This is a genomic window from Ottowia sp. (assembly GCF_035325765.1).
Taxonomy (GTDB): Bacteria; Pseudomonadota; Gammaproteobacteria; order Burkholderiales; family Burkholderiaceae_C; genus Ottowia.
Genome location: NZ_DAOKZG010000001.1, coordinates 1 through 22,338, shown reverse-complemented (window position 1 = coordinate 22,338; position 22,338 = coordinate 1). Strand labels below are relative to the sequence as shown.

The following is a 22,338-nucleotide window of genomic DNA, read 5'->3' as shown; positions in this document are numbered from 1 at the left end:
CCTGCCGGCGCTTTTCGGCGCTGCAAGCGACCACCCCCGAGCGCGTGGCGAATCCCGCTTCGGCAGTGCGTCGGAGGTCCGGGTGTCCTGCCGTGGCGCCCGACACCAACCCCATCGGCGTCAGGGTCGTTACGCAATAAAAGTGCGTCAATCAGAAATCATCAACAAAAAACATCAGCGAATAGCCGGTACAAATATGGTTACGTTGCGTTGATCTTCGGATCTTGCCAGACAGCGCCTGATTTCCTTCAGGACGGCATCGAGCCAACCCGGGGCAAGCCATCACGCACGGTTTGTTTCATCGATAGCCAGACAGGAGAGACACATGAACCCGATGTACGCTGCCGAGCCCTTCAAGATCAAGGTGGTCGAGCCGATCAAGATGACCACGCGCGCCGAGCGTGCCCAGTACCTGCAGGAGGCCGGCTACAACACCTTCCTGCTGCGATCCGACCAGTGCTACATCGACCTGCTGACCGACAGCGGCACCACGGCGATGAGCGACTACCAGTGGGCCGGCATGATGCTGGGCGACGAGGCCTACGCCGGCAGCAAGAACTTCATCCACCTGCAGGAGGTGGTGCGCGAGTACTACGGCTTCAAGCACATCGTCCCGACCCATCAGGGCCGCGGCGCCGAGAACCTGCTGTCGCGCCTGTGCATCAAGCCGGGCGACACCGTGCCGGGCAACATGTACTTCACCACCACACGCGCGCACCAGGAGCTGAACGGCGCGCAGTTCGTCGACATCATCATCGACGAGGCGCACGATTCGCAGGCCGAGGTGCCGTTCAAGGGCAATGTCGACCTGGCCAAGCTGCAGAAGCTGATCGACGAGGTCGGCGCCGAGCGCATCCCCTACGTCTGCGTCGCCGTCACCGTCAACCTGGCGGGCGGCCAGCCGGTCAGCATGGCCAACCTGCGCGCGGTCAAGCAACTGTGCAGCCAGCACGGCATCCCGGTGATGTTCGACGCCACGCGCTGCGTCGAGAACGCCTACTTCATCCAGGAGCGCGAAGACGGCTATGCCGGCAAGACCATTCGCGCCATCCTGAAGGAAATGATGAGCCATGCCGACGGCTGCACCATGAGCGGCAAGAAGGACTGCCTGGTCAACATCGGCGGCTTCCTGTGCATGAACGACGACGAGCTCTACCAGCGCGCGACCGAACTGGTGGTGCTGTTCGAGGGCATGCCCAGCTACGGCGGCCTGGCCGGTCGCGACATGGAGGCCATGGCGCGCGGCATCGAGGAATCGGTGGACCAGCACTACATCAGCCACCGTGTCGGCCAGTGCCGCTACCTGGCCGACCAGCTCGAGGCCGCCGGCATCCCGATCGTCAAGCCGGTGGGCGGACACGCAGTGTTCCTGGACGCGCGGGCCTTTCTCGACCACCTGCCGCAGGACGAGTTTCCGGCGCAGACGCTGGCGGCCCAGCTCTATCTGGAAAGCGGCGTGCGCAGCATGGAGCGCGGCATCGTCTCGGCCGGGCGCAACCAGGAGACCGGCGATCACCACCGGCCCAAGCTCGAGCTGGTGCGCCTGACCATCCCGCGCCGCGTCTACACCTATGCCCACCTCGACGTGGTGGCGCGCGCCTGCAAGGACCTGTACGCGCGCCGGCGCGAGATTCAGGGCATGAAGATGGTGTACGAGCCGAAGTTCCTGCGCTTCTTCACGGCGCGTTTCGAGCCGCTGCCGGCGCCGGTGGCAGCCGAGCGCACGGAGCCGGCGCTCGCGCACGCCTGAAGTGAACGCCCGGCGGCGCCGCGCGCCATCCCCCTGAAAGGGAGACGCACCCGGCGCCCAGGGAGACCCTGGCCACGCCTGCCCCGCATGGCCCGCCCGATGGCCCTCGGTGCAGGGTCGGTTCATGCGTCGTGGGTCGCGCACGGCGTGGCGGACCTGCCGATACAAACGGGTCTCCGTTCAAGCTGACGAAGGGACAGGATGACTCCGCTGCGCTGTCGTGACGGCGCGAGTCATTTCGTCATGCCGGCGCCAGCCGGCGTCATCCTTCATCTTGTTGACCGCAAGGCGGTGTCGGCCGCCAGCCGCCCGCCGTGGGATGATCGGCGCATGGAAGCACCCGAGGCTCCGAGCCTGTTCGAGCGCGAACACCAGCGGCTGGAAGCGCAACTGCATGCGCATCTGCTCGAGGTGGTGGCGGGCGACTTCGGGCGCGCGCAGCAGCTGCTTGAGCTCTGGCGCGCGGGGCTGGCGCGCCACATCGAGATCGAGGAGGAGCGCCTGCTGCCGCAGGTGCCCGCGGGTGCGCGCTGGCAGGCCAGGGTGTACCGGCTGGAGCACCAGCGCATCGTCGAGCTGGCGGACGAATATGCGGGGCGCGTGGCGGCGCTGGCGCGGCGCACGCACGCCGATGGGCTGGCGCGGCGCGAGGCGGCACTCAGGCTGCTGGATGCCGCGCATGCGCTGCGCCACCTGCTCGAGCACCATCACCAGCGCGAGGAGATGGCGCTGGCGCACGAATTGCCGATCGCCCTGCAGCAGGCCGCCTGGGGCGCGGCCGATGATGCCGCTGCGCCCGCGCCCGAATGACCTGACCGCCGACCGTGCCGGCCGGCTGCCCTACCATGGGCGGCAGGCCGAGGGGCGGCGCGTCGATGCAGGCGCGCACACCACCGGCCCGCACGACGAGGAGCACCCATGAGCAAGCCCGCCTACCACCGCAAGCAGATCGACGCGCACGCGCTGCACGCCGAGACCCAGATGATGTCCTACGGCTACGACCCCTTCCTGGCCGAGGGTTCGGTGAAGCCGCCGGTGTTCCTGACCTCGACCTTTGCCTTCCGCTCGGCCGAGGATGGCGCGCACTTCTTCGACGTGGTGTCGGGCCGCGTGCCGCTGGCCGAAGGCGAATCGGCGGGCCTGGTGTACAGCCGCTTCAACAACCCCAACCTGGAGATCGCGGAGGACCGGCTGGCGCTGCTGGACGGCAGCGAGGCGGCACTCGTGACCTCCAGCGGCATGTCGGCCATCAGCGCCGTGCTGCTGACCTTCCTGCGCCCCGGCGACCAGGTGGTGCAGTCGGCGCCGCTCTATGGCGGCACCGAAACCCTGCTGTCGAAAGTCCTGGCCGAGTGGGGCATCGGCACCCACGTCATGGCCGACGGCCTGTCGGCCGCGGCCATGGGCGAGGCGCTGGAGGCGTCGGCAGCACGCGGCCCGGTGCGCCTGTGCTACGTCGAGACCCCGGCCAATCCGACCAATGCACTGATCGACCTGAACGCCCTGGCGGCGCAGATCGACGCCTTCGAGCAGCGCCACGGCACGCGCCCGATCTCGGTGTGCGACAACACCCTGCTGGGCCCGATCTTCCAGCAGCCCGCGCGTCATGGCATCGACCTGTCCGTCTACTCGCTCACCAAGTACGTCGGCGGCCACAGCGACCTGGTGGCCGGCGGCGTCACGGGCCGCAAGGCACTGGTGGACCGCGTGCGCGCCACGCGCGGCGTCTACGGTTCGCAGCTCGATCCGCACTCCTCGTGGATGCTGGGGCGTTCGATGGAAACCGTGGTGCTGCGCATGCGACAGGCCGCGGACAGCGCCAGCCGCGTCGCGCGCTGGCTGGCCGACAACCCCTACCAGCGCGTGCAGGTGCACCATCCCGAGCAGGTCGACAGCGCCGCCTACCAGGCGGTCTACCGGCGCCAGTGCGCCGCCGCCGGCTCCACCTTCTCCTTCGTGCTCGAGGGCGGGCGCGCCGACGCCTTCCGCCTCATCAACGCACTGTCGCTGTTCAAGTCGGCCGTCAGCCTGGGCGGCACCGAATCGCTGGTCTGCCATCCGGCCTCGACCACGCACTCGGGCGTGCCGGCCGCGGCGCGCGAGGCCGCCGGCGTGTCGGAGGGGCTGATCCGTGTCTCGATCGGCCTGGAGCACGCGGACGACCTGATCGCCGACCTGGATCATGCGTTTCGCCAGCTCGCGCAGGCTTGATGCAATCAGGCGGGCGGCGGGGCCGGCCACCGGCGCGCGGCGTGCAGGATGCGCAGCACGCGGATCGAGTCACCGCGCACGGAGCCATGGCCAGGGTTCCCCTGGCCATGGGCAGCGCCCCCAACCCAACACCCCCACGCTGCGCTGCCCCCGGAGAGGGCCTTCGCACCTTCGGGCGGCCGTGCGGTGCTCAAGGAGTGCTGCAACGTCGCGCAGCGAGTGGAGGCGCAGGGGTGGCTTGTTCCCCATCGCCGATCCCATCGCCCGCGACGCCACTTCCTCGCGGACTCAAATGGCCGCGAAGCAGGCCACGCCGGTGGCAGCCATGGCCAGGGTTCCCCTGGCCATAGGCAGCGCCCTCTTGAGGGGGGAGGCGCAACATCGCGCAGCGAGTGGAGGCACGGGGGTGGGCCTTAATCCCGCGTCACCCGCAGCACCTCCTCGCGGCTGGTGATGCCGGCGGCGACCAGGCGCTCGCCGTCGTCGCGCATCAGGCGCATGCCCTTGGCCAGCGCCGTGGCGCGGATGTTGGCCTCCGGCGCCTGGCCGTGGATCTGGGCACGAATCTCGTCATCCACCACCAGCAGCTCGAACACGCCGGTGCGGCCGGAATAGCCGGTCTCGCCGCAGGCGGCACAGCCTTTTCCGCCGCAGGCCGTGCACAGCTTGCGCACCAGGCGCTGCGCCAGCACGCCCAGCAGCGAGGAGGACAGCAGGAAGGGTTCGACCCCCATGTCGATCAGGCGCGTCACGGCGCTGGCGGCGTCGTTGGTGTGCAGCGTGGCGAGCACCAGGTGGCCGGTGAGCGAGGCCTGGATGGCGATCTGCGCGGTCTCGATGTCGCGGATCTCGCCGATCATGACGATGTCCGGGTCCTGGCGCAGGATGGCGCGCAGCGCGCGCGCGAAGGTCAGCTCGATGCGCGGGTTGACCTGGGTCTGGCCGACGCCGGGCAGCTCGTACTCGATCGGATCCTCCACCGTCATGATGTTGTTGTGCGCCGCGTCCAGCCGCGCCAGGCTGGCGTAGAGGGTGGTGGTCTTGCCGCTGCCGGTGGGGCCGGTGACCAGGATGATGCCGTGCGGCTGCGCGATCAGGCGCTCGAAGCTGTGCAGCACGTCGCCGTGCATGCCGACGGCTTCCAGGCTGATGCGCTGTTCGGACTTGTCGAGCAGGCGCAGCACGGCGCGCTCGCCGTGCGCGCTCGGCAGGGTGGAGACGCGCACGTCGATGGCGCGCGTGCCCAGGCGCAGGCTGATGCGACCGTCCTGTGGCAGGCGCTTTTCGGCGATGTCCAGGTCGGCCATGATCTTCAGGCGGCTGATCAGCGCCGCGTGCAGCGCGCGGTTGGGCTGCACCACCTCGCGCAGCGCGCCGTCGACGCGAAAGCGCACGCTGGAATGGCGCTCGTAGGGCTCGATGTGGATGTCGCTGGCGCCGTCGCGCGCGGCCTGCGTCAGCAGGGCGTTGAGCATGCGGATGATCGGCGCGTCGTCGGCCGATTCCAGCAGGTCCTCGACGGCGGGCAGTTCCTGCATGATGCGCGACAGGTCGGCATCGCTCTCGACCTCGCTGACCACGGCGGCGGCGCTCGATTCGCCCTGCGCATAGGCATTGCTGATGCGCTGCGCGAGCGCACCCGCGTCGAGTTGCTGCAGGGCCAGCGGCAGTTCGCTTTCGCCGTGACAGCGCAGCACCTCGCCCAGCGCGGCCGGGTCGGGCGCGCCGTCGTGCCACAGGGTCAGCGCCTGGCCATCGTTTTCCAGCAGCAGGCGGTTGCCGCGGGCAAAGGCGTAGGGCAGGGGGTAGCGCACGGCCGGTGGCGTCGCTCAGCGGCCCAGGTAATTGGCCTCGCCGCTGGCCGGCATCTCGATCAGCGGGGGCGGCGGCGCCGGGCGCGTCCAGCCTTCGGCGCTGGTCGGCTGCACCGCCGGCAGCACCGGCGCCTGGTTGATCTGCAGCACGCTGCTGGGCTGGGGCTGGTTGCCCTGCTGGGCGCTGCGCATCAGGTCGTAGCGGTCGAGCGAGAATTGCTCCGTGGCGATGGCGTCGCGCACCACCACCGGGCGCAGGAACACCATCAGGTTGCTCTTGGTGATGCCGCGCGAGCGGCTCTTGAACAGGTTGCCGACCACCGGGATGTCGCCCAGGCCGGGCACCTTGTCCTCGCTTTCGGTGAACTGGTCCTCCATCAGCCCGCCCAGCACGATGATGGCGCCGTCGTCCACCAGCACGCTCGATTCGATCGCGCGCTTGTTGGTGATCAGGCCCTGCGGCGAGTTGACCGAGGTCGGCTCGACGCTGGAGGTCTCCTGGTAGATCACCATCTTGACGGTGCCGTTCTCGCTGATCTGCGGGCGCACGCGCAAGGTCAGGCCGACGTCCTTGCGCTCATAGGTCTGGAACGGGTTGACGGTGCCGCCGGAGGCGCCGGTGTTGGTGAAGCTGCCGGTGACGAAGGGCACGTTGCGGCCCACCATGATGCTGGCTTCCTCGTTGTCCAGCGTCAGCAGGGTGGGCGCCGACAGCACGTTGCCGGTACCGGTGGACTGCAGGAAGTTGGCCAGCGCCGCCAGCGCGTAGGTGGCGCCGAAGCGGTGCACCAGCCCCAGGTTCAGGCCGGCCGAGGGTGGCGTGGTGGGGGTCCAGCCGCTGCTGCCGGCGCCGATGAACTGGGCGCTGAAGTCGATGATGTTGGTGCTGCCGGCACCGTAGTTGGTGCCGATCACGCCGATGTTGGTGTCGCCCTTCTTGCCCAGGATGCCCTGCCACTGGATGCCGAACTCGGCCGCCTTGTCGGCGCGCACCTCGGCGATCAGGCTTTCCACGTAGACTTGGGCGCGGCGCTGGTCGAGCTGGTCGATCGCCGTGCGCAGCTCGCGGTAGACCGGCTCGGGCGCGCTGATGATGAGGGCATTGGTGGCCGGGTCGGCCTGGATCTGGCCACCGGTGGAGGGCTGGTTGCTGGCGGCGGCGTCGATGGTCGGGCCGCTGGCCAGGCCGCTCGAATTGCCGCCGAGGCTGGCACTGCTGGTGCGCACCGTGGCCTGCGCCGTCGCGCCGGTGGCGGCGCCGGCGCCGCCGCCGCTGCTTGCGGCCTGTCCGGGCAGCGCGGCCAGGGCGGCGCGCAGCGTGACCGCCAGCTTGGCCGCTTCGGCGTTCTTCAGGTAGACCACGTGGATGTTGCTGCCGGTGCCATCGGCCAGGCGCGAGGGCGGCTGGTCGAGCTGCTCGATCAGGGTGCGCGCCAGCGCCAGGCGCGCCGGATTGGCGGCGCGCAGGATCAGCGCATTGCTGCGCGGCTCGGGCAGGATGGTGGTGTGGTAGCCGCCGCCGCTGCCCACGCTCAGCCCGGCGGCCTGGGCGCCCGCGGCCTGCGGCGCCGCAGCCACCGGGCCGGGCAGGCTGCCGCTGGCGCCGCTCTCCAGCAGGCGCGCCACCAGCGGTGCCAGGTCGCTGGCCACCGCGTGCTTGAGGCGCACGATCTCGACGCCGGTGGCGTTGGAGACGTCGAGCGCCGCGATGATGCGCCCCAGGCGCTGCAGGTTGTCGCCGTAGTCGGTGATCACCAGCGCGTTGGTGCCCGGGTTCACGTTGATCGTGTTGTTGGGGCTGATCAGCGGACGCAGGATCGGCACCAGGTTGTTGGCGTTCTCGTGCGTGAGGCGAAAGATCTGGGTCTGGATCTGGCCGCCGCCGTGCACGCGGCCAGCCGAGACGGCGCCGCTTTGCAGCTTGGCCTCGGACTCGGGCAGCACCAGCACGATGCCGCTGGATTCGATCAGGGCAAAACCCTGCGTGCGCAACTGCGCCGCGAACAGGTCGAGCGCCTGCGTCGGCGTCACCGGCGTGGTGCTGGTGAGCGACAGCGTGCCCTTGACGCGCGGGTCGACCACCACGTTGCGGCCGGTCAGCGTGGCCATGGTGCGCGCCACGGCGTCGATCTCGGCATTCACGAAATCCAGCGTCACGCGATCCCCGGCACGCGGCGTCGCGACGTCGGTGTCCGCGCCCGTCAGCACCGGGGCCGGATCGGCAGCATGCAGGCCGGGCGTGCACGCGAGCAGCGCGAGGGCGCACAGGGTGCGGGTGGGCGTCAGGGTGAATCGGGCCATGGGTGGGCAAATCGGTCAGCGGGTGGCACTGTAACAAATGCCGGCGGGCAGGGGTGCGCACTTTCGTGCACGACGAGGAACAGCGCAGCATGGCGCCGCGAGGGTGGTGCGGGCGCACGCATGGCCCGCGCATCCGGCGGATGGGCCCGATCGACGCGGTCAAGGTACGTGTGCATGTCGGCTTCGGGGCGTTCAGGCCCGGTCCATCGCCGGGTTCAGGTTGACGGGGGTCAGTCGGCGCACCATGGCTTCACCCGAACGACAGGATGGCACGGTCGCCCCGGCGTTGCCCCAGGATGTTGAGCAGGTTGGCCAGTTGTGCCTCCAGGCCCGGGGCGGCACTGGCCTCGCCGCGGAAGCGCGGCTGCGCGCCCGGCGCCCACTGGCCGCGGCCCGCCAGGCGCAACGCGCCTTCCAGCGTCGACAGCTCGATGCTGACCGGCTCGCCTCCGTACAGCTGCAGCCGGTACGATCCCATCGGCTGCAGGGTGGTCAGGCGCGACGAGACATCGCGTGCCGTCAGGCTGGCGGTGCCGGCCATGCGCACGCGCCCGGCCAGCCAGTCGATGCGCAGCCCCTGGGTCGCCAGCGTCAGTTCGCCCCGGGGCTGGATCGTGTTGAACGGCGTGCCCAGGCCCGCCAGCACGGCAGCCGGCCAGACAGTCTGGCCATCCGCCAGTTGCAGCTGCAGGCCGCTCCAGCGGGCCATCAGGCGCAGTTCCAGGGGCCCGTCCGGCGTGCAGCAGTCGGCGTGCAGGCGCACCATCAGGCCGGGCCAGGCCGGACGCAGCCGCCAATGCACGCGACCCGGCAGGGCGGCGCGGTCGCGGCTGCCGGCGCCGCCGGTGAGCAGCAGCCGCGCCGTGCCGGACCAGACGCTGCCCTGCGCCTGGGCCAGCAGCACGCGTTCACCGCTGGCCTGCGCCAGGCCGCTGGCGAGCCAGCGCGCCGGGGCCTGCCACAGCAGCACCAGCGCGCCGCCGAGCACCATGCCGGCAACGGCCCAGTACCAGGGCGCTGCGCGTGTCGCGCCGGGCAGTGCGGTGCGCGTGCGCTTCATGCCGGGTGCGCTCCAGGTGCCCGCAGCACCCGCTCCGGTGCGGGCCTGCGCTTCGGGCAACGCGGGACCGGCCTCCATGATGTCGCGCGCCCGGCGCGCGCAAGGCGCGGCAATGGCTGGGGCTCGCGGGCATGGGCCGCGAAGCGGGCCGCCCCAGGCAGGCATGCGCGGCGTGCCGGGGACTTGTCCAGCGTTGCCTTCATTGCGGCAGGCTGAGCGACAGCGTGCCGCTCCAGCTCGCGCTCGTGCCCGCCGTGCGATCACCCGCGCGCGTCAGGCGGGCGTCGACCACGCTGGCCCGTGCGTTGGCGCGCGCGTCGGCCAGCCAGTCGGCCAGGGCTTGCGCCGAGACGTCGCGCAGGGTCAGCTGCGCGCGATCACCGGCCACGCTGAGCTGCGCGGCCGTACCCAGGCGCGCGCGCGTGCCGGCCTCCAGGGCGCGCAACGCCTCATCGCGACCCAGGCGTGGCAGCGCCTTGAGGGCCTGCGCCTCATCGCGCAAGGCCTGCATGCGCTGGGCCTCGCCCTGCAGCAGCTGGCGCTGTGCCGGCGCCGCGCGCAGCGTGGCCAGCGCCGGCGCCAGGGCCAGCAGCCACAACAGGCCCAGCAGCACGGCGGTGGTGGCCAGGGCAATCAGCCGGCGTTCGCGTGGTGCCAGCGCAGTCCACGCGGCACGCGCGCGGGCGCCAACGCCGGCTTCGGATGGGGTTTTCATGGCGCCAGCTCCTCGCGCAGCACGGTGCTGTCGCCCTCGGTCAGCATGCGGTAGCCCAGCGGGCGCAATCGGGTCTGTGCCTGTGCCAGCGCATCGGCTGCCCATTGCAGCCCCCGCAGCCGCAGCTCCCCCGGCGTGAACTCGATCGCGCTGGGTTGCGCGTCGGCCGGGGCAATGCGTGCGTAGGCAGCCAGCATGGGTTCCAGGTCGCGCTGCGAACTGGCGCCCGCGGCCTGGCGCAGCAGCGCCACCTCGCGCGCCATCTGGACCGGCGCATCGACCACCACGCGCACTTCGGGAAAGGCCTGGCCGAGCAGCGCCCGGATGTCGGCGCGTTGCTCCTGCAGTTCGGCACGGGTCTGCCAGGCTGCCAGGTTGAGCCCGCCCAGCTGCGCCAGCAGCAACGCCACCAGGCCCCAGCGCGCAGGCCGCCAGCGTGGTGCGTGCAGGAAGTCGCGCCATCCGGCCGCCACACGCCGTGCCGCCCAGGCGGCGCCGGTGCGCGCTAGTTCGCCCTGGGCCAGGTCCCACGCCGAGCTGGCGCTGCGCAACAGGCGTTCGGCCGGCGCGACGAGGGCCGGCGGCTGGCCCAGCAACTGTTCGGCCAGCGCGGCAACCGCCGGTTCGGCGTCGAGCCGCGCCGCGGCGCGTGCCTCGGGCGCCAGTTGCCCCTGCAGCAGCGCCAGGCTGCTGGTCGACAGCGGCAGGTTCTGCACCCCGCCAGGCACCGCGCTGCCACTGGCGAGCAGGCGCGGATGCTCCGGCTCGCCGACCACCATCAACTGCAGGGTGCCGCTGTCCGGTGCCAGTTCGGGCACCACCCGCGCCACGGTTCGCCCGGCGGCGGCGAGCGCGCGGAGGTGCGCGTCGAGCCAGTCGCGCCGGCACACCGCGACCCACACCGGGCCGCCGCCACCGGCGCGCGGCTCCAGGGCGAAGTGCAGTGTCTGCGGTTCTTCCAGCACGCGCTCTTCCAGCAGGCCCGTCAGCACGGCGCGCAGGCGGGGAGAACGCGGGCCGATTCCGCGCGGCAGCTCCACGCGATGCCAGGACAGGCGTGCCGCCGGCACCCGTGCCACCACTTCCAGGCTGCGTGCCGCGCTGGGCAGCAGGGCCGGTACCGCCTCGCCGTGGGCGTCGGGCGCGTGGCCGTCGGTCGAGGTGGCCCACGCATAGCTGCCCGGCGGGCCGGGTGGCAGGTCGAGAACAAGCAGGCTCATGGTGGCAGGCGGGTCGTTCCTGGAAATGGTGGCCAGGCGCGGACAATCATCGCCCATCCCGGCCGCTTGCCGCGCGGGGCGGTGCTGGCCGCGCCGCGCGCTTCCAGCCGCTTGACCCGGCCGGGTGCGTGCGTGTGCCGCGCGCCAGGTCGCGCCCGACCCGCAATCCTGGCCAGCGCGATCCGGCGCGGTTTCCGCGGCGATTGTAGGGCGCGGTGCCGGCGGCCCTCAACGCTCAGCGTGCCTCCAGCGTCAGGCTCTGGCGTTCGCGCCACAGCACGGTGACCGTGCGCCGGCCCCGCACACCGGCGGCACGCTGCATGGCGGCGACTTCTTCCAGCGCGAAGTCGTCGAGCCGCAGACGGCCGCGAATCTCGAAGAAGCCGGACGACACCGTGGCCCAGCCGAGTTCGGCATCGGTCACCCCCAGGGCCTCCATGGCCGCCTGCGGGCTCTTGAAATCGTTCTGGCTGCGCAGCGCCACCAGGCGCTCCGCCTGGGCCAGGTCAAGCCCGGGCACGGCGGCGTGCATCACGGATGCGCTGGCGGTATTCAGGTTCACCGGCGTGGGTCGACCCCCCTGCAACGGCAGCACGGTGACGTATGGGCGCAGCCGGGCCAGCGCCTCGGCGTCGAGCCCGAGCCACGCCAGTTGCTCGAAGCGACGCGGCAGCAGGGGCGCATCGCCGTCATCCTCGAGCGTGCCGTCCTGCGCGTCCCGGGCGCGTGCCAGGGCGCGCTGCAACGCTCCCAGCTGCTGGCTCGGCAGTCCCAGCAGGTCGAACAGGCGCTCGAACCGGGCCAGCGCGCCCAGCGCGTCTTCGGTCACCAGGTTCATCACGTTCAGCCGGGCCTGCAGGTCGGTGATCTCGCCCGACAGGAAGGCATCGCGCTCAAGCTCTGCATCGCGTTCGCCGGCGGCCAGGAAGGTCGACAGGCGCGCCTCGGCCAGCGGCACCGCCCAGGGCTCGGCCAGGTGGTCGACCAGGTGGCCCTTGCGCCGATCCTCGTTCAGGTCACCCTGCAGGATCAGCCGCCCCCAGTCCAGCGCCCCCGTCAGGATCCAGGCGGACTGTACGCGCGCGCGCTCGGCACTTTCCACCTCGACCCCGCGCCACTGGCGCCACAGCGCCCCGGCCGCCAGGGTGGCCACCAGGGCGACCGTGATCATGGCCATGAGGAGGGCGGCGCCTGACTGCTGACCCCCACGCTTCGCGGCTGCGCCTGCTGCGCTGCCTCCCGAGGGGGCCGCAGCCCGCCTTGGGAGCGGCCCGGCGGGCAGGGCGTCGCCGCGGGCGGCCTGGACGCATTCGGCGTTCACGGCTGGTCTCCGACGAAGTCCGGTCGCACCCAGTCGAGCTGCAGCGCGCCGGTCACGGCCTGGTCGGGCGCCAGCGTGATGAACAGCCGCACGGCATCGGGCAGGGCGTCGGTGTCGGTCGCGCTTTCGGCGGCGCTCGACAGCGGGTTGCTCCAGGCATTCCGGCGGAAGTAATGCAGCTGCCAGTCGGTGGCAGTGGCGATCGCCACGGCCTGGGCGCCGATGCCTTCGGTGGCGGCGCTGGCGCCCGCTTCGGCCCAGCGCGCAGCGGCGTCCCATGCGGCCTGCCAGGCGCGCACCGAGCGCACGGGTGCCGATTGCCAGCGCAGCCACTGGCCATCCGTCGGACGGCGTGTCCAGACCACCACGCGCAGGCCCGCCGCCGCATCGCCCGGGATCGTGCGCGTGATGCGCAGGGCACGGCCGTCCCACGCGAGGCTGCGCTGGACGCGCGCTGCCGACGCGGGCGGGTCGGTCGTGGGGGCGGCGGTCGGCCAGATCATTATGGCATCCAGGTCGGCGCGCCACTGGGCCAATCCGGCCTGCAGTGCCAGCGTGCCGTCCGTGTGGCGCGCGGTGGCCTGATCCGCCTGCGCCATGCCGTCGATGCCGCGCCAGCTCATCAGCGCCATCAGCGCGAGGATGGCGAGCGCCACCAGCACCTCGACCAGGGTGAAGCCGCTGGGGATGGTGCTCCCACGCTCCCCTGCTGCGCCTGGCGCGATCGGCGACGCATGACCCGACGCGACTTCGATGTCCGCGGGGCAGGCCGGGCGCGGCCCCCTGCCGGGGGACGGAGCGCGGCGGCATGGCAGGCGCTTCACGTCAGTTGCGACCGACGATGGTTGCGACGCGCACGATGAAGCGACCGTTTTCGCTGACCACGGCCTCGACCCGCCGGAAGTTGGTATTGGGGGTGGGCCGCACCTGCCGTATCACCTGCAGCGCATGGCCTGCCTGCTGGCAATCGTGGCTGCTGTCGCCGATGCCGGGGAGCTGGCGCGCCAGGCGCAGTTCGATCAGATGGTTGTCGGCGCAGATCTGCGCCAGCAGCAGGCTGTCCTGGCGCCCCGCGTTGTCGGTCAGCGCGCTGCTGGCCTTCAGGCCGGCGATCAGCGCGATCGCGGTGATGGCCAGCGCCACCATCACCTCCACCAGGGTGAAGCCGCGCGTCAAGCCACGCGCGCGCCCTGGCCCCTGGCACCGGCTCATGGCAGCGGCTCCACCGTGAACGGGCGCAGCCCGTCGGTCTGCACCGACAGCGGCGCCAGCGTGCTGCCCAGGCGGCGCAGCACGATGGCCTGGGGAGCGATGACCGGGTCCGGGCCCAGCCACACCGGCGCGTTGCCCAGCGCCACCGTCTGGCGATCCAGCCAATGGCGCGGCAGGGGCGGTGCGCCGGGTGGCAAGCCCTCGAAGGCGAAGCCATCCTGCGTGGCCTGCCAGTACACCGGCACGCCGGCCACGCGCGATTGCGCGCGTGCCGCCTCCAGCAGCGCCGCGAGCCGCTGGGCGTCGCGCGTGAGCGCGCGCGCCTGGGGATCGGGCAGCGCCAGGCTGACGGCGGCGCTGCCGAGCGCGATGATGGCGATCACCACCATCAGCTCGATCAGGGTGAAGCCGCGCCCGCGCGCATGACCGCGCCGCGCACGATGACGGGGCCCTTGCGCGGCCCCGATGACGGCGGCTGTGCCGCTCATGGCGGGGGTGCCAGCGGCGCGGGCGTTCGGGGTCATTCGTCATGCGCCGCCGCGCGGCCCGTCACTGCCAGCTGCCGATATCGGCGTCCTTGCCCTCGCCGCCGCTCTGGCCATCGGCGCCGAAGCTCATCACGTCCACTTCGCCCTGGATGCCCGGGTTGAGGTACTGGTAGGGCTGGCCCCAGGGGTCGTTCGGCAGCTTCTCCAGGTAGGGCCGCCAGTTGCTCGGCACGGGGGCGATGGTGGGACGCTGGACCAGCGCCTGCAGGCCTTGTTCCGCGGTCGGGAAGCGCTGGTTGTCGAGCTTGTAGAGCTTGAGCGCCTGCATGATGTTGCGCACGTCGGTGCGCGCCGCGGTGGCACGCGCGTCGTCGGTGCGGTCCAGCACGTTGGGCACGATCAGTGCCGCCAGCACGCCGATGATGACCAGCACCACCATCAGCTCGATCAAGGTGAAGCCGCGCACGCGCGGCCGGTGAAGAAAGCGGAGAAGGCGGGGGTTCATCGGAGTCAGACTGCGGGAAGCCGAAAGCGGTTCAACCTAAAAGGCGGCAGTTGGACGCGTTCGCCCAACAGGTGGAGGTGATCGAAGCAGCGGAAGTCAAGGTTCATGCGGATCTCGTGAAGAAGGCAAGCGGCCAACCGCCGTTTTTGGGTTCAATGATAATCGGGCGCATGCGGTCCCTGCGCCTGGCTCCCCGCCTCTCGGTTGCCCTCGTCACGCTGATGGTGTGGACGCTTGCCGCGGGCAGCATCGTGTTCTGGTTGTTGCGCCTGGGCGCAAGCGCGCCCCGGCTGGACGCGCCGGTGGCAGGCGCGGCCGGACCGTCGACCGGCGTGGACACGGCGGCGGTGGCGCGCGCGCTGGGCGCACTGGAGTCCCGTGCCAGCGCCCCGGTGACGGCCGACATCGGCACGCGCCTGGTGCTGCAGGGCATCCTGACGCACGGCGCCGGCGGCGCCGCATTGATTGCGGTCGATGGCCAGCCGGCCCGGCCGCTGCGGGTTGGCGCCACCGTGGAAGGCTTGGACGGTGGCTGGACCCTGCGTTCGGTGGCCCCGCACGCCGTGGTGCTGGGCGCGGACGGGCGCGAGGCGCGCCTCGAGTTGCCGCCGTTCAGCGAACGCTCGCGCGCGGGCGATGCCATCGCGACGCCGCCCCGGCGCACCACCCGTGCACCGGTGCGGACCCCCATGACCAGCGGGCGTCCGCTGGGCGTGCCGGCACCGTCCGGGGTGCCCTCCGAATAGGCGGCGCTGCACCGCAGCCGGGCTCAGGACGTGGCTGCTGGCGTCTCCGCGCCGCGCAGGAACAGCCGGTACGCCGGATTGTCCGTTTCCTCCACCCAGGGGTAGCCCAGCTCCGCCAGGAAGCGCTTGAACGCCGCGTCGTCGCGCGTCGGCACCTGCATGCCCACCAGGATCTGGCCGTAATCCGCGCCCTGGTGGCGGTAGTGGAACAACGAGATGTTCCAGTTCGGCTTCATCAGGTCGAGGAACTTGAACAGCGCGCCCGGCCGCTCCGGAAACAGGAAGCGCAACAGGCGCTCGTCGCGCGCCTGCACCGAGCGCCCGCCGATCATGAAGCGCACATGCTCCTTGGCCAGCTCGTCGTGCGTCAGGTCAATCGCGCCGAAGCCGGCGCGCTGCAGCGCCGCGGCGATGCGCGGCGACTCGCCCTTGCCGGTGGTCGTCAGGCCGGCAAACACGTGGGCCTGGCCGCCGTTGGCGGCGTCGCTGATGCGGTAGCTGAACTCGGTCACGTTGCGCGGGCCGCCCGGCAGGGCGCCGATCGCCTGGCAGAAGCGCTTGAAGCTGCCGCGCTCCTCCGGAATCGTCACCGCCAGCAGCGCCTCGCGCTCCTCGCCCACCTCGGCGCGGTCGGCAACGAAGCGCAGGCGGTCGAAGTTCATGTTGGCGCCCGACAGGATGGCCACGTAGGTCTCGCCCCGGGTCTTGTGGCGCGCCGCGTACTGCTTGACCGCGGCCACCGTCATCGCACCGGCCGGCTCGACGATGCTGCGCGTGTCGATGAAGACGTCGCGGATCGCCGCGCACACGGCGTCGATGTCGACGTGCACGAACTCGTCGACCAGCGCACGCGCGATGCGAAAGGTCTCGGCGCCCACCTGCTTGACCGCCGTGCCGTCGGAAAACAGCCCGACGTCGGGCAGGTTCACGCGCCGGCCCTCGGCCACCGAGCGCGCCATCGCGTCCGAGTCGGTCATCTGCACGCCGATCACCTTCACCTCCGGCCGCACCGCCTTGATGTAGCCGGCCACGCCGCTGATCAGCCCGCCGCCGCCGATCGCGACGAACACGGCATCCAGGGGGCCCTGGTGCTGGCGCAGGATCTCCATGCCGATCGTGCCCTGGCCGGCGATCACCAGCGGGTCGTCGAACGGATGCACGAAGGTCAGCTGCTGTTCGGCCTGGAGCTTCAGCGCGTGCTGGTAGGCGTCGGAAAAGCTGTCGCCCTGCAGCACCACCTCGCCGCCCAGCGCCTTCACCGCGTCCACCTTGACCTGCGGTGTCGTCACCGGCATCACGATGACGGCGCGCGCGCCCAGCTTCTGCGCCGACAGCGCCACGCCCTGGGCGTGGTTGCCGGCGCTGGCGCAGATCACCCCGCACTTGAGCTGCTCGGGGGTCAGGTTGACCATCTTGTTGTAGGCGCCGCGCAGCTTGAACGAGAACACCGGCTGCTGGTCCTCGCGCTTGAGCAGCACCTTGTTGTGCAGGCGTCGTCCCAGCACGCGCGCCGGCGTCAGGTCGGACTCGATCGCCACGTCGTAGACGCGCGCCGTCAGCACGCGCTTGAGGTAATCGATGGAAGTCAGGGCAGGGCGGCGGGCGGCGGTCGGCATGGACGGATGGCGGGATCGGACGAAGCCGTCCATCATAAGGACGCCCTGCCGGGCGTGCTGCTGCGACGCACAAAAAAAAGCCCCGAACCGCGGGGTTCAGGGCTTGAATCCACCTACTGAAGGGGTGGAGGAGACAAGTGGCGTCCGGTGGTTCCACCGGACTTGTTGCGTAGCATACCCGAAAAAGCACGAGCGTTCACAAACACATGTTGCGTCGCAGCATCAAGGCCTTCCGGATGCCGATTTGTGCACGGTTCCGCGCCGCCTGCACGTCCCCGCCGGGGCGGCGGCCCGCAGCAGGCCCGCGGGAGCGCTGCAGGCAGTCGCCCGGGGAGAATCCCTGGCGGGTTCAGGCGGGGCGTGCGCCCTGTTGGCGCGGCGCGGCCCGATCGGCTACGCTGGCGGCCTGCTTCGTGGAGCTCGGATCGACATGGAATGCACAGTCAGCTGGACCGGCGCCGCCGGCACGCGCTCGGGCATGGGTTTCGTCGCGGAAACCGGTTCGGGCCACGTCATCGCCATGGATGGCGCGCCCGACCCCGCGCGGCCCGAGCAGGGCGGCCAGAACCTGGCGCCGCGGCCGATGGAAGCCGTGCTGGCCGGTGCCGGCGGTTGCACCGCCTACGACCTCGTGCTGATCCTGCGCCGCGGCCGCCACGACGTGCGCGGCTGCTCGGTGCGCCTGACCAGCGAGCGTGCGACCGAGGACCCCAAGGTCTTCACGCGCATCCACATGCACTTCACCGTCAGCGGCCGCGGCGTGCCGCCGGCCGCGGTCGAGCGCGCCATCCGCCTGAGCCACGACAAGTACTGCTCGGCGTCCATCATGCTGGGCAAGACGGCCGACATCACGACCTCGTTCGAGGTGGTCGAGGTGGATGGTGGTGCCGTGGACACGTGAGGCGTCGGCCACGCCAGGGCATGCGCCCGTTCATCCGGCCTGGATGCGCGCCCCGCTGCATCGGGGCGCGAAGGGCGTGAAAGGAGCGCGAAGCGCGCGAAAGCAAGCCGGCGGCAAACACCGGGGTTGACCGGGGCTTCATGCCCTTGCCGTCGAGGGGGCGGGCGCCCCCCTCGGCGACGCTCACACGTAGTGCGCGGTCGTCGTCATCACGCGCGCGGCCAGGCGCATCAGGCCGCGCACCGGCAGTGGCAGGTCCACCCCGCCAGCAGCGCGTGCGTTGTCGGCGTGGCGTGCCTCGTCCTTCTTCATCTCGGCAACGATGGCGCGGGAGGCCGCGTCGGCCGCCGGCAGGCGGTCCAGATGGCGCGCCAGATGCGCCTCGACCTGGCGCTCGGTCTCGACCACGAAGCCCAGGTTCAGCCGGTCGCCGCCGAGCTTGCCCGCCAGCACGCCGATGCCGAATGCGCCGGCGTACCAGAGCGGATTGAGCAGCGAGGTGCGCGCGCCCAGCTCGCCCAGGCGCTCGTGCGTCCACGCCAGGTGGTCGGTTTCCTCGCGGGCCGCCGTATCGAGCTGCTGGCGCAGCGCCGGATCGCGCGTCATCAGCGCCTGCGCCGTGTACAAGGCCTGGGCGCACACCTCGCCCACGTGGTTGACGCGCATCAGCGCGCCCGAGAGCTGGCGCTCGGCGTCGCTCAGCGCCACCTGCGCCTCGGGTGGCACGCCGGGCTGCGGTGTCGGCCGCGCCGCCTGCGGCGGCGCGCACAAGGTGCGCAGTGCGCCGTCCGCGGCGGCCAGCAGGCGGTCGGTTGGGCTCAACATGGGCGCATGGTACGCCAGATGCGCGGCCGCTACCGCGCGGATGGCCGAGCCTGGGCGCTGCCGTGGCAACGTAGGCTGCGGACCATCGTCGCCACTGCCCGCGCAGCGCACGAGCAAGGGGTGCCGAGGGCGAGCGTTGCAATCTGCCCACGCGCAGGCCCAGGTTGTCGCCCTTATGCAACAGATCGACCCCGGGCCCGGTGTTTTGAACCGGAAATCTTTGCAAGTTGGGGGCGCCTCTGGTGCAATAGCAACAACTTCCCACATGGGGAGGTTGGCCCGGGGAACCGGCGGGATACGCAGACGGACCCTTCGCACCGGCGCCCTATGTTTAACCTTGGAGAACTTGGAATGAAAAAATCTCTGATTGCCCTGGCGGTCCTGGGCTTTGCCGGCGGCGCCATGGCGCAGTCTTCCGTGACCCTGTACGGCGTGGCCGACGCGGGTTTCGGCAAGATCAATTCGCCGGCTCTTGGAGCCGCTGCCGATCCCAAAATCGAGATGCTTGGTTCCAGCGCTATGAACAACGGCACCAGCCGTTTGGGCGTGCGCGGAGTCGAGGATCTGGGCGGTGGCCTGCAGGCTGGCTTCAACTTCGAGCATGGCCTTAACCTAGAAAACGGCGCTGGGAACCTCAGCGGCGGTCAAATGTGGAGTCGCGCGGCCAACCTGTGGATCGGTGGCAACTGGGGTACCTTCAAGATGGGCCGCACGCTGAACCCGTCGTTCTACGGCCTGGCCACCTGGGAACTGACCGGCGCCGCCAACTACTCCGTGGTCGGCAACACCTACGGCTACACCGGCGAAGGTCCTCGTACCAGCAACCAGTTCAGCTACAAGACCCCCAACCTGGGTGGCTTCACCGCCGAACTGGGCTACGTCTTCAAGGCCGACAACAGCGACCTTGCGAAGTGGGACCTGAACGCGATTTACGCCAACGGCCCGATCGCTGCGGGTCTGTCGGTCAACAAGACTAAGAGCCAGAAGACCAACTACGCACTGGGCGGCAAGTACAACTTCGGCAGCTTCGCCGTGGCCGCTTCGTACAACAACGCGAACGATGCCGCCGACCTGCGTCGTCGCGGCTTCTCGATCGGTGGCACCGCCAACCTGGGTGCCTTCGCGCTCACGCTGGACCTGACGCGTGACACCAAGAACGAGTGGACGGGCAAGAAGTACACCAACGGCGTGCTGGAAGGCAAGTATGCCCTGTCCAAGCGCACCTTCGTGTACGCCGCCTACCTGCGCTTCGATGGCGACAACAACTACGGCATTGGCCTGCGCCACAACTTCTGATCGTGACGCTGCCCGCAAGGGCAGTGCCCGAACAGTTTCAAAGCCGCCTTCGGGCGGCTTTTTTTCGTCCATCGCGCGCGCGTCGGACGCACCCGAGGCCGGGTGCCATGCGCGCAATCCCTGAGTCCGGGCGCCCGGGGGCTCTGCTAGCATCGGCCGACGCAACGCCGACGTGACATGCTGGCCTTCATCTTCCGCCGCCTGCTGCAGGCCATCATCGTCATGGTCTCGGTGGCCTTCGTCGCCTTCCTGCTGTTCCAGTACCTGGGCGACCCGGTGGTGTTCCTGCTGGGGCAGGACGCGACGCCCGAGCAGATCGCCCGCCTCCGCGCCGAACTCGGGCTGGACCAGCCCTTCTTCGTGCAGTTCTGGCACTTCCTGGTGAATGCCGCGCAGGGCGAATTCGGCTTGTCGCTGCGCCAGGGGGCCAAGGTGTCGCGCCTGCTGGGCGAGCGCTTTCCGGCCACCTTCGAGCTTTCCATCGTGGCGGCGGCGCTGGCGCTGCTGGTGGGCATGCCGATGGGCGTCTACGCGGCGCTCAAGCGCGGCAACTTCCTGAGCCAGGTGTTCATGACGGTGTCGCTGCTGGGCGTGTCGCTGCCGACCTTCCTGATCGGCATCCTGCTGATCCTGGTGTTCTCGGTCTGGCTCGGCTGGATGCCCAGCTTCGGGCGTGGCGAGACGGTGCAGCTCGGCTGGTGGAGCAGCGGCCTGCTGACGCGCGACGGCTGGATGCACATGGTGCTGCCGGCGATCACGCTGGCGATCTTCCAGCTCACGCTGATCATGCGCCTGGTGCGCGCCGAGATGCTCGAGGTGCTGCGCACCGACTACATCAAGTTCGCCCGTGCGCGCGGCCTGACCGACCGCGCCGTGCACTTCGGCCATGCGCTGAAGAACACCCTGGTGCCGGTGATGACCATCACCGGTCTGCAACTGGGCGGCCTGATCGCCTTTGCCATCATCACCGAGACGGTGTTCCAGTGGCCCGGCATGGGCCTGCTGTTCATCCAGGCCGTGACCTTCGGCGACGTGCCGGTGATGGCGGCCTACCTGTGCCTGATCGCGCTGATCTTCGTCATCATCAACCTGGTCGTCGACCTGCTCTATGCCGTGGTCGACCCGCGCCTGCGCGTGGCCTGAGCGCGTGACCGAGTGGGGCGCGGACCGCAAAGCTGACATGGGCTCATTCCTGCATCGCTGGCTCGACAGCGACATCGGCTACAGCTTTCGCAGCTCGCCGACGGCGATCGTGGCGGCGCTGATCGCCCTGGTCTGCGTGTTCTGCGCCGTGTTTGCGGGCTGGGTGTCGCCGCACAACCCGTTCGACCTGGCGACGCTGAACCTGGCCGACGCGCGCCTGCCGCCGGCCTGGTACGAGCAGGGCAGCACGACCTACCTGCTGGGCACGGACGACCAGGGGCGCGACATCCTGTCGGCCGTGATCTACGGCGCGCGCATCTCGCTGGTGGTGGGCGTGGTGTCGGTCATCCTGTCGGTGCTGGCGGGCGTCGCGCTGGGCCTGCTGGCGGGCTTTCGTGGCGGCTGGATCGACACCTTCCTGATGCGCCTGTGCGACGTGATGCTGTCGTTCCCGGCGATCCTGGTGGCGCTGCTGATCGCCGGCGTAGGGCGCGCGCTGTTTCCGAACGCCAACGAATCGCTGGCCTTCGGCGTGCTGATCCTGGCGATCTCGCTCACCGGCTGGGTGCAGTACGCGCGCACGGTGCGCGGCAGCACCCTGGTCGAGCGGGGCAAGGAATACGTGCAGGCGGCGCGCGTGACCGGCGTGTCGCCGCTGCGCATCATGCGCCGCCACGTGCTGCCCAACGTGCTGGGGCCGGTGCTGGTGCTGGCCACGATCCAGGTGGCCACGGCCATCATCACCGAGGCGACGCTGTCGTTCCTGGGCGTCGGCGTGCCGCCGACCTCGCCCTCGCTCGGCACCCTGATCCGCATCGGCAACGACTACCTGTTCTCGGGCGAATGGTGGATCACCATCTTCCCGGGCGTGATGCTGGTGCTGATCGCGCTGTCGGTGAACCTGCTGGGCGACTGGCTGCGCGATGCGCTGAACCCGAGGTTGCAATGACACACGACCGGCGTTCAGCGTTCAGCGTTGAGCGTTCAGCGCGACGCGCGGTTCAGCGTTTGGCGTGAACTTCCGAAAACCCGGCGCTCCCAACTTGCTCAACGCTCAACGCTCAACGCTCAACGCTCAACGCTCAACGCTCAACGCTCAACGCTCAACGCTCAACGCTCAACGCTCAACGCTCAACGCTCAACGCTCAACGCTCAACGCTCAACGCTCAACGCTCAACGCTCAACGCTCAACGCTCAACGCTCAACGCTCAACG

The 22,338-nt window shown here is 70.5% G+C and carries 20 protein-coding genes; 8 read left to right on the top strand and 12 right to left on the bottom strand.

Annotated elements, in window-relative coordinates:
• Positions 1-325: 325 nt before the first annotated feature.
• From PKA16_RS00100 to PKA16_RS00090, 3 genes are all read left to right on the top strand, one after another.
• Positions 326-1,750 (top strand): tyrosine phenol-lyase, encoded by a 1,425-nt coding sequence (locus PKA16_RS00100; RefSeq protein WP_324399153.1) that lies wholly within the window; start codon positions 326-328, stop codon positions 1,748-1,750.
• A gap of 330 nt (positions 1,751-2,080) precedes the next feature.
• A complete protein-coding gene (locus PKA16_RS00095; RefSeq protein ID WP_324399151.1) occupies positions 2,081-2,560 on the top strand; it encodes a hypothetical protein in 480 nt (159 codons plus the stop codon).
• 108 nt (positions 2,561-2,668) lie between these two features.
• On the top strand, positions 2,669-3,961 hold the full coding sequence (locus PKA16_RS00090; protein ID WP_324399149.1) for a cystathionine gamma-synthase family protein: 1,293 nt from the start codon (positions 2,669-2,671) through the stop codon (positions 3,959-3,961).
• Between the two features lie 413 nt (positions 3,962-4,374).
• Here the strand turns inward: PKA16_RS00090 and PKA16_RS00085 are convergent, their stop codons facing one another.
• The 10 genes from PKA16_RS00085 to gspG form a co-directional block, all read right to left on the bottom strand.
• Positions 4,375-5,775, bottom strand: coding sequence for an ATPase, T2SS/T4P/T4SS family (locus PKA16_RS00085; RefSeq protein ID WP_324399147.1), 1,401 nt, complete (start codon positions 5,773-5,775; stop codon positions 4,375-4,377).
• 15 nt (positions 5,776-5,790) lie between these two features.
• Entirely contained in the window at positions 5,791-8,076 is a 2,286-nt protein-coding gene (gene gspD / locus PKA16_RS00080) for a type II secretion system secretin GspD (RefSeq protein WP_324399145.1), read from the bottom strand.
• A gap of 250 nt (positions 8,077-8,326) precedes the next feature.
• A complete protein-coding gene (gspN, locus tag PKA16_RS00075) occupies positions 8,327-9,136 on the bottom strand; it encodes a type II secretion system protein N (RefSeq protein ID WP_324399143.1) in 810 nt (269 codons plus the stop codon).
• A 199-nt stretch (positions 9,137-9,335) separates the two neighbouring features.
• Complete coding sequence (gene gspM, locus PKA16_RS00070) at positions 9,336-9,851, bottom strand: type II secretion system protein GspM (RefSeq protein ID WP_324399141.1); 516 nt, start codon at positions 9,849-9,851, stop codon at positions 9,336-9,338.
• Positions 9,848-11,071 (bottom strand): type II secretion system protein GspL, encoded by a 1,224-nt coding sequence (gspL, locus tag PKA16_RS00065; RefSeq protein ID WP_324399139.1) that lies wholly within the window; start codon positions 11,069-11,071, stop codon positions 9,848-9,850. The genes gspM and gspL overlap by 4 nt, the downstream gene beginning before the upstream one ends.
• Positions 11,072-11,306: 235 nt before the next feature.
• Positions 11,307-12,392, bottom strand: coding sequence for a type II secretion system minor pseudopilin GspK (gene gspK, locus PKA16_RS00060; RefSeq protein WP_324399137.1), 1,086 nt, complete (start codon positions 12,390-12,392; stop codon positions 11,307-11,309).
• Positions 12,389-13,081 (bottom strand): prepilin-type N-terminal cleavage/methylation domain-containing protein, encoded by a 693-nt coding sequence (locus PKA16_RS00055; protein ID WP_324399438.1) that lies wholly within the window; start codon positions 13,079-13,081, stop codon positions 12,389-12,391. The genes gspK and PKA16_RS00055 overlap by 4 nt, the downstream gene beginning before the upstream one ends.
• A gap of 136 nt (positions 13,082-13,217) precedes the next feature.
• The gene (gene gspI, locus PKA16_RS00050; RefSeq protein WP_324399135.1) at positions 13,218-13,604 is read right to left on the bottom strand and encodes a type II secretion system minor pseudopilin GspI; all 387 of its coding nucleotides are present in this window, start codon (positions 13,602-13,604) and stop codon (positions 13,218-13,220) included.
• A complete protein-coding gene (locus PKA16_RS00045; protein ID WP_324399133.1) occupies positions 13,601-14,092 on the bottom strand; it encodes a prepilin-type N-terminal cleavage/methylation domain-containing protein in 492 nt (163 codons plus the stop codon). Before PKA16_RS00045 ends, gspI begins: the two co-directional genes overlap by 4 nt.
• 61 nt (positions 14,093-14,153) lie before the next feature.
• Complete coding sequence (gene gspG, locus PKA16_RS00040; protein WP_324399131.1) at positions 14,154-14,597, bottom strand: type II secretion system major pseudopilin GspG; 444 nt, start codon at positions 14,595-14,597, stop codon at positions 14,154-14,156.
• A gap of 50 nt (positions 14,598-14,647) precedes the next feature.
• Here gspG and PKA16_RS00035 point away from each other — a divergent pair, with 50 nt between their 5' ends.
• On the top strand, positions 14,648-15,343 hold the full coding sequence (locus PKA16_RS00035) for a hypothetical protein (protein ID WP_324399129.1): 696 nt from the start codon (positions 14,648-14,650) through the stop codon (positions 15,341-15,343).
• Positions 15,344-15,366: 23 nt separating this feature from the next.
• On the opposite strand, the gene ilvA is transcribed toward PKA16_RS00035, so the two are convergent.
• The gene (gene ilvA, locus PKA16_RS00030) at positions 15,367-16,959 is read right to left on the bottom strand and encodes a threonine ammonia-lyase, biosynthetic (RefSeq protein WP_324399127.1); all 1,593 of its coding nucleotides are present in this window, start codon (positions 16,957-16,959) and stop codon (positions 15,367-15,369) included.
• Positions 16,960-17,389: 430 nt separating this feature from the next.
• On the opposite strand from ilvA, the gene PKA16_RS00025 reads away from it, so the two are divergent.
• Positions 17,390-17,860 (top strand): OsmC family protein, encoded by a 471-nt coding sequence (locus PKA16_RS00025; RefSeq protein WP_324399125.1) that lies wholly within the window; start codon positions 17,390-17,392, stop codon positions 17,858-17,860.
• A gap of 183 nt (positions 17,861-18,043) precedes the next feature.
• Here the strand turns inward: PKA16_RS00025 and coq7 are convergent, their stop codons facing one another.
• On the bottom strand, positions 18,044-18,685 hold the full coding sequence (gene coq7, locus PKA16_RS00020) for a 2-polyprenyl-3-methyl-6-methoxy-1,4-benzoquinone monooxygenase (RefSeq protein ID WP_324399123.1): 642 nt from the start codon (positions 18,683-18,685) through the stop codon (positions 18,044-18,046).
• Positions 18,686-19,036: 351 nt separating this feature from the next.
• Between coq7 and PKA16_RS00015 the strand changes: the two genes are divergently transcribed.
• The 3 genes from PKA16_RS00015 (at position 19,037) to PKA16_RS00005 (ending at position 22,073) form a co-directional block, all read left to right on the top strand.
• The gene (locus PKA16_RS00015) at positions 19,037-19,981 is read left to right on the top strand and encodes a porin (RefSeq protein WP_324399122.1); all 945 of its coding nucleotides are present in this window, start codon (positions 19,037-19,039) and stop codon (positions 19,979-19,981) included.
• 177 nt (positions 19,982-20,158) lie between these two features.
• Positions 20,159-21,124, top strand: a complete 966-nt coding sequence (locus PKA16_RS00010; RefSeq protein WP_324399120.1) for an ABC transporter permease — start codon at positions 20,159-20,161, stop codon at positions 21,122-21,124.
• Between the two features lie 37 nt (positions 21,125-21,161).
• Positions 21,162-22,073, top strand: coding sequence for an ABC transporter permease (locus tag PKA16_RS00005; protein WP_324399118.1), 912 nt, complete (start codon positions 21,162-21,164; stop codon positions 22,071-22,073).
• The last annotated feature ends 265 nt before the right edge of the window (positions 22,074-22,338 follow it).

Bases quoted from the DNA above. Each gene is read 5' to 3' on its own strand.
- PKA16_RS00100 (WP_324399153.1), top strand. From the start codon at position 326: ATGAACCCGATGTACGCTGCCGAGCCCTTCAAGATCAAGGTGGTCGAG.
- PKA16_RS00095 (WP_324399151.1), top strand. From the start codon at position 2,081: ATGGAAGCACCCGAGGCTCCGAGCCTGTTCGAGCGCGAACACCAGCGG.
- PKA16_RS00090 (WP_324399149.1), top strand. From the start codon at position 2,669: ATGAGCAAGCCCGCCTACCACCGCAAGCAGATCGACGCGCACGCGCTG.
- gspD (WP_324399145.1), bottom strand. From the start codon at position 8,076: ATGGCCCGATTCACCCTGACGCCCACCCGCACCCTGTGCGCCCTCGCG.
- gspN (WP_324399143.1), bottom strand. From the start codon at position 9,136: ATGAAGCGCACGCGCACCGCACTGCCCGGCGCGACACGCGCAGCGCCC.
- gspM (WP_324399141.1), bottom strand. From the start codon at position 9,851: ATGAAAACCCCATCCGAAGCCGGCGTTGGCGCCCGCGCGCGTGCCGCG.
- gspL (WP_324399139.1), bottom strand. From the start codon at position 11,071: ATGAGCCTGCTTGTTCTCGACCTGCCACCCGGCCCGCCGGGCAGCTAT.
- gspI (WP_324399135.1), bottom strand. From the start codon at position 13,604: ATGAGCCGGTGCCAGGGGCCAGGGCGCGCGCGTGGCTTGACGCGCGGC.
- PKA16_RS00045 (WP_324399133.1), bottom strand. From the start codon at position 14,092: ATGAGCGGCACAGCCGCCGTCATCGGGGCCGCGCAAGGGCCCCGTCAT.
- gspG (WP_324399131.1), bottom strand. From the start codon at position 14,597: ATGAACCCCCGCCTTCTCCGCTTTCTTCACCGGCCGCGCGTGCGCGGC.
- ilvA (WP_324399127.1), bottom strand. From the start codon at position 16,959: ATGCCGACCGCCGCCCGCCGCCCTGCCCTGACTTCCATCGATTACCTC.
- PKA16_RS00025 (WP_324399125.1), top strand. From the start codon at position 17,390: ATGGAATGCACAGTCAGCTGGACCGGCGCCGCCGGCACGCGCTCGGGC.
- coq7 (WP_324399123.1), bottom strand. From the start codon at position 18,685: ATGTTGAGCCCAACCGACCGCCTGCTGGCCGCCGCGGACGGCGCACTG.
- PKA16_RS00015 (WP_324399122.1), top strand. From the start codon at position 19,037: ATGAAAAAATCTCTGATTGCCCTGGCGGTCCTGGGCTTTGCCGGCGGC.
- PKA16_RS00010 (WP_324399120.1), top strand. From the start codon at position 20,159: ATGCTGGCCTTCATCTTCCGCCGCCTGCTGCAGGCCATCATCGTCATG.
- PKA16_RS00005 (WP_324399118.1), top strand. From the start codon at position 21,162: ATGGGCTCATTCCTGCATCGCTGGCTCGACAGCGACATCGGCTACAGC.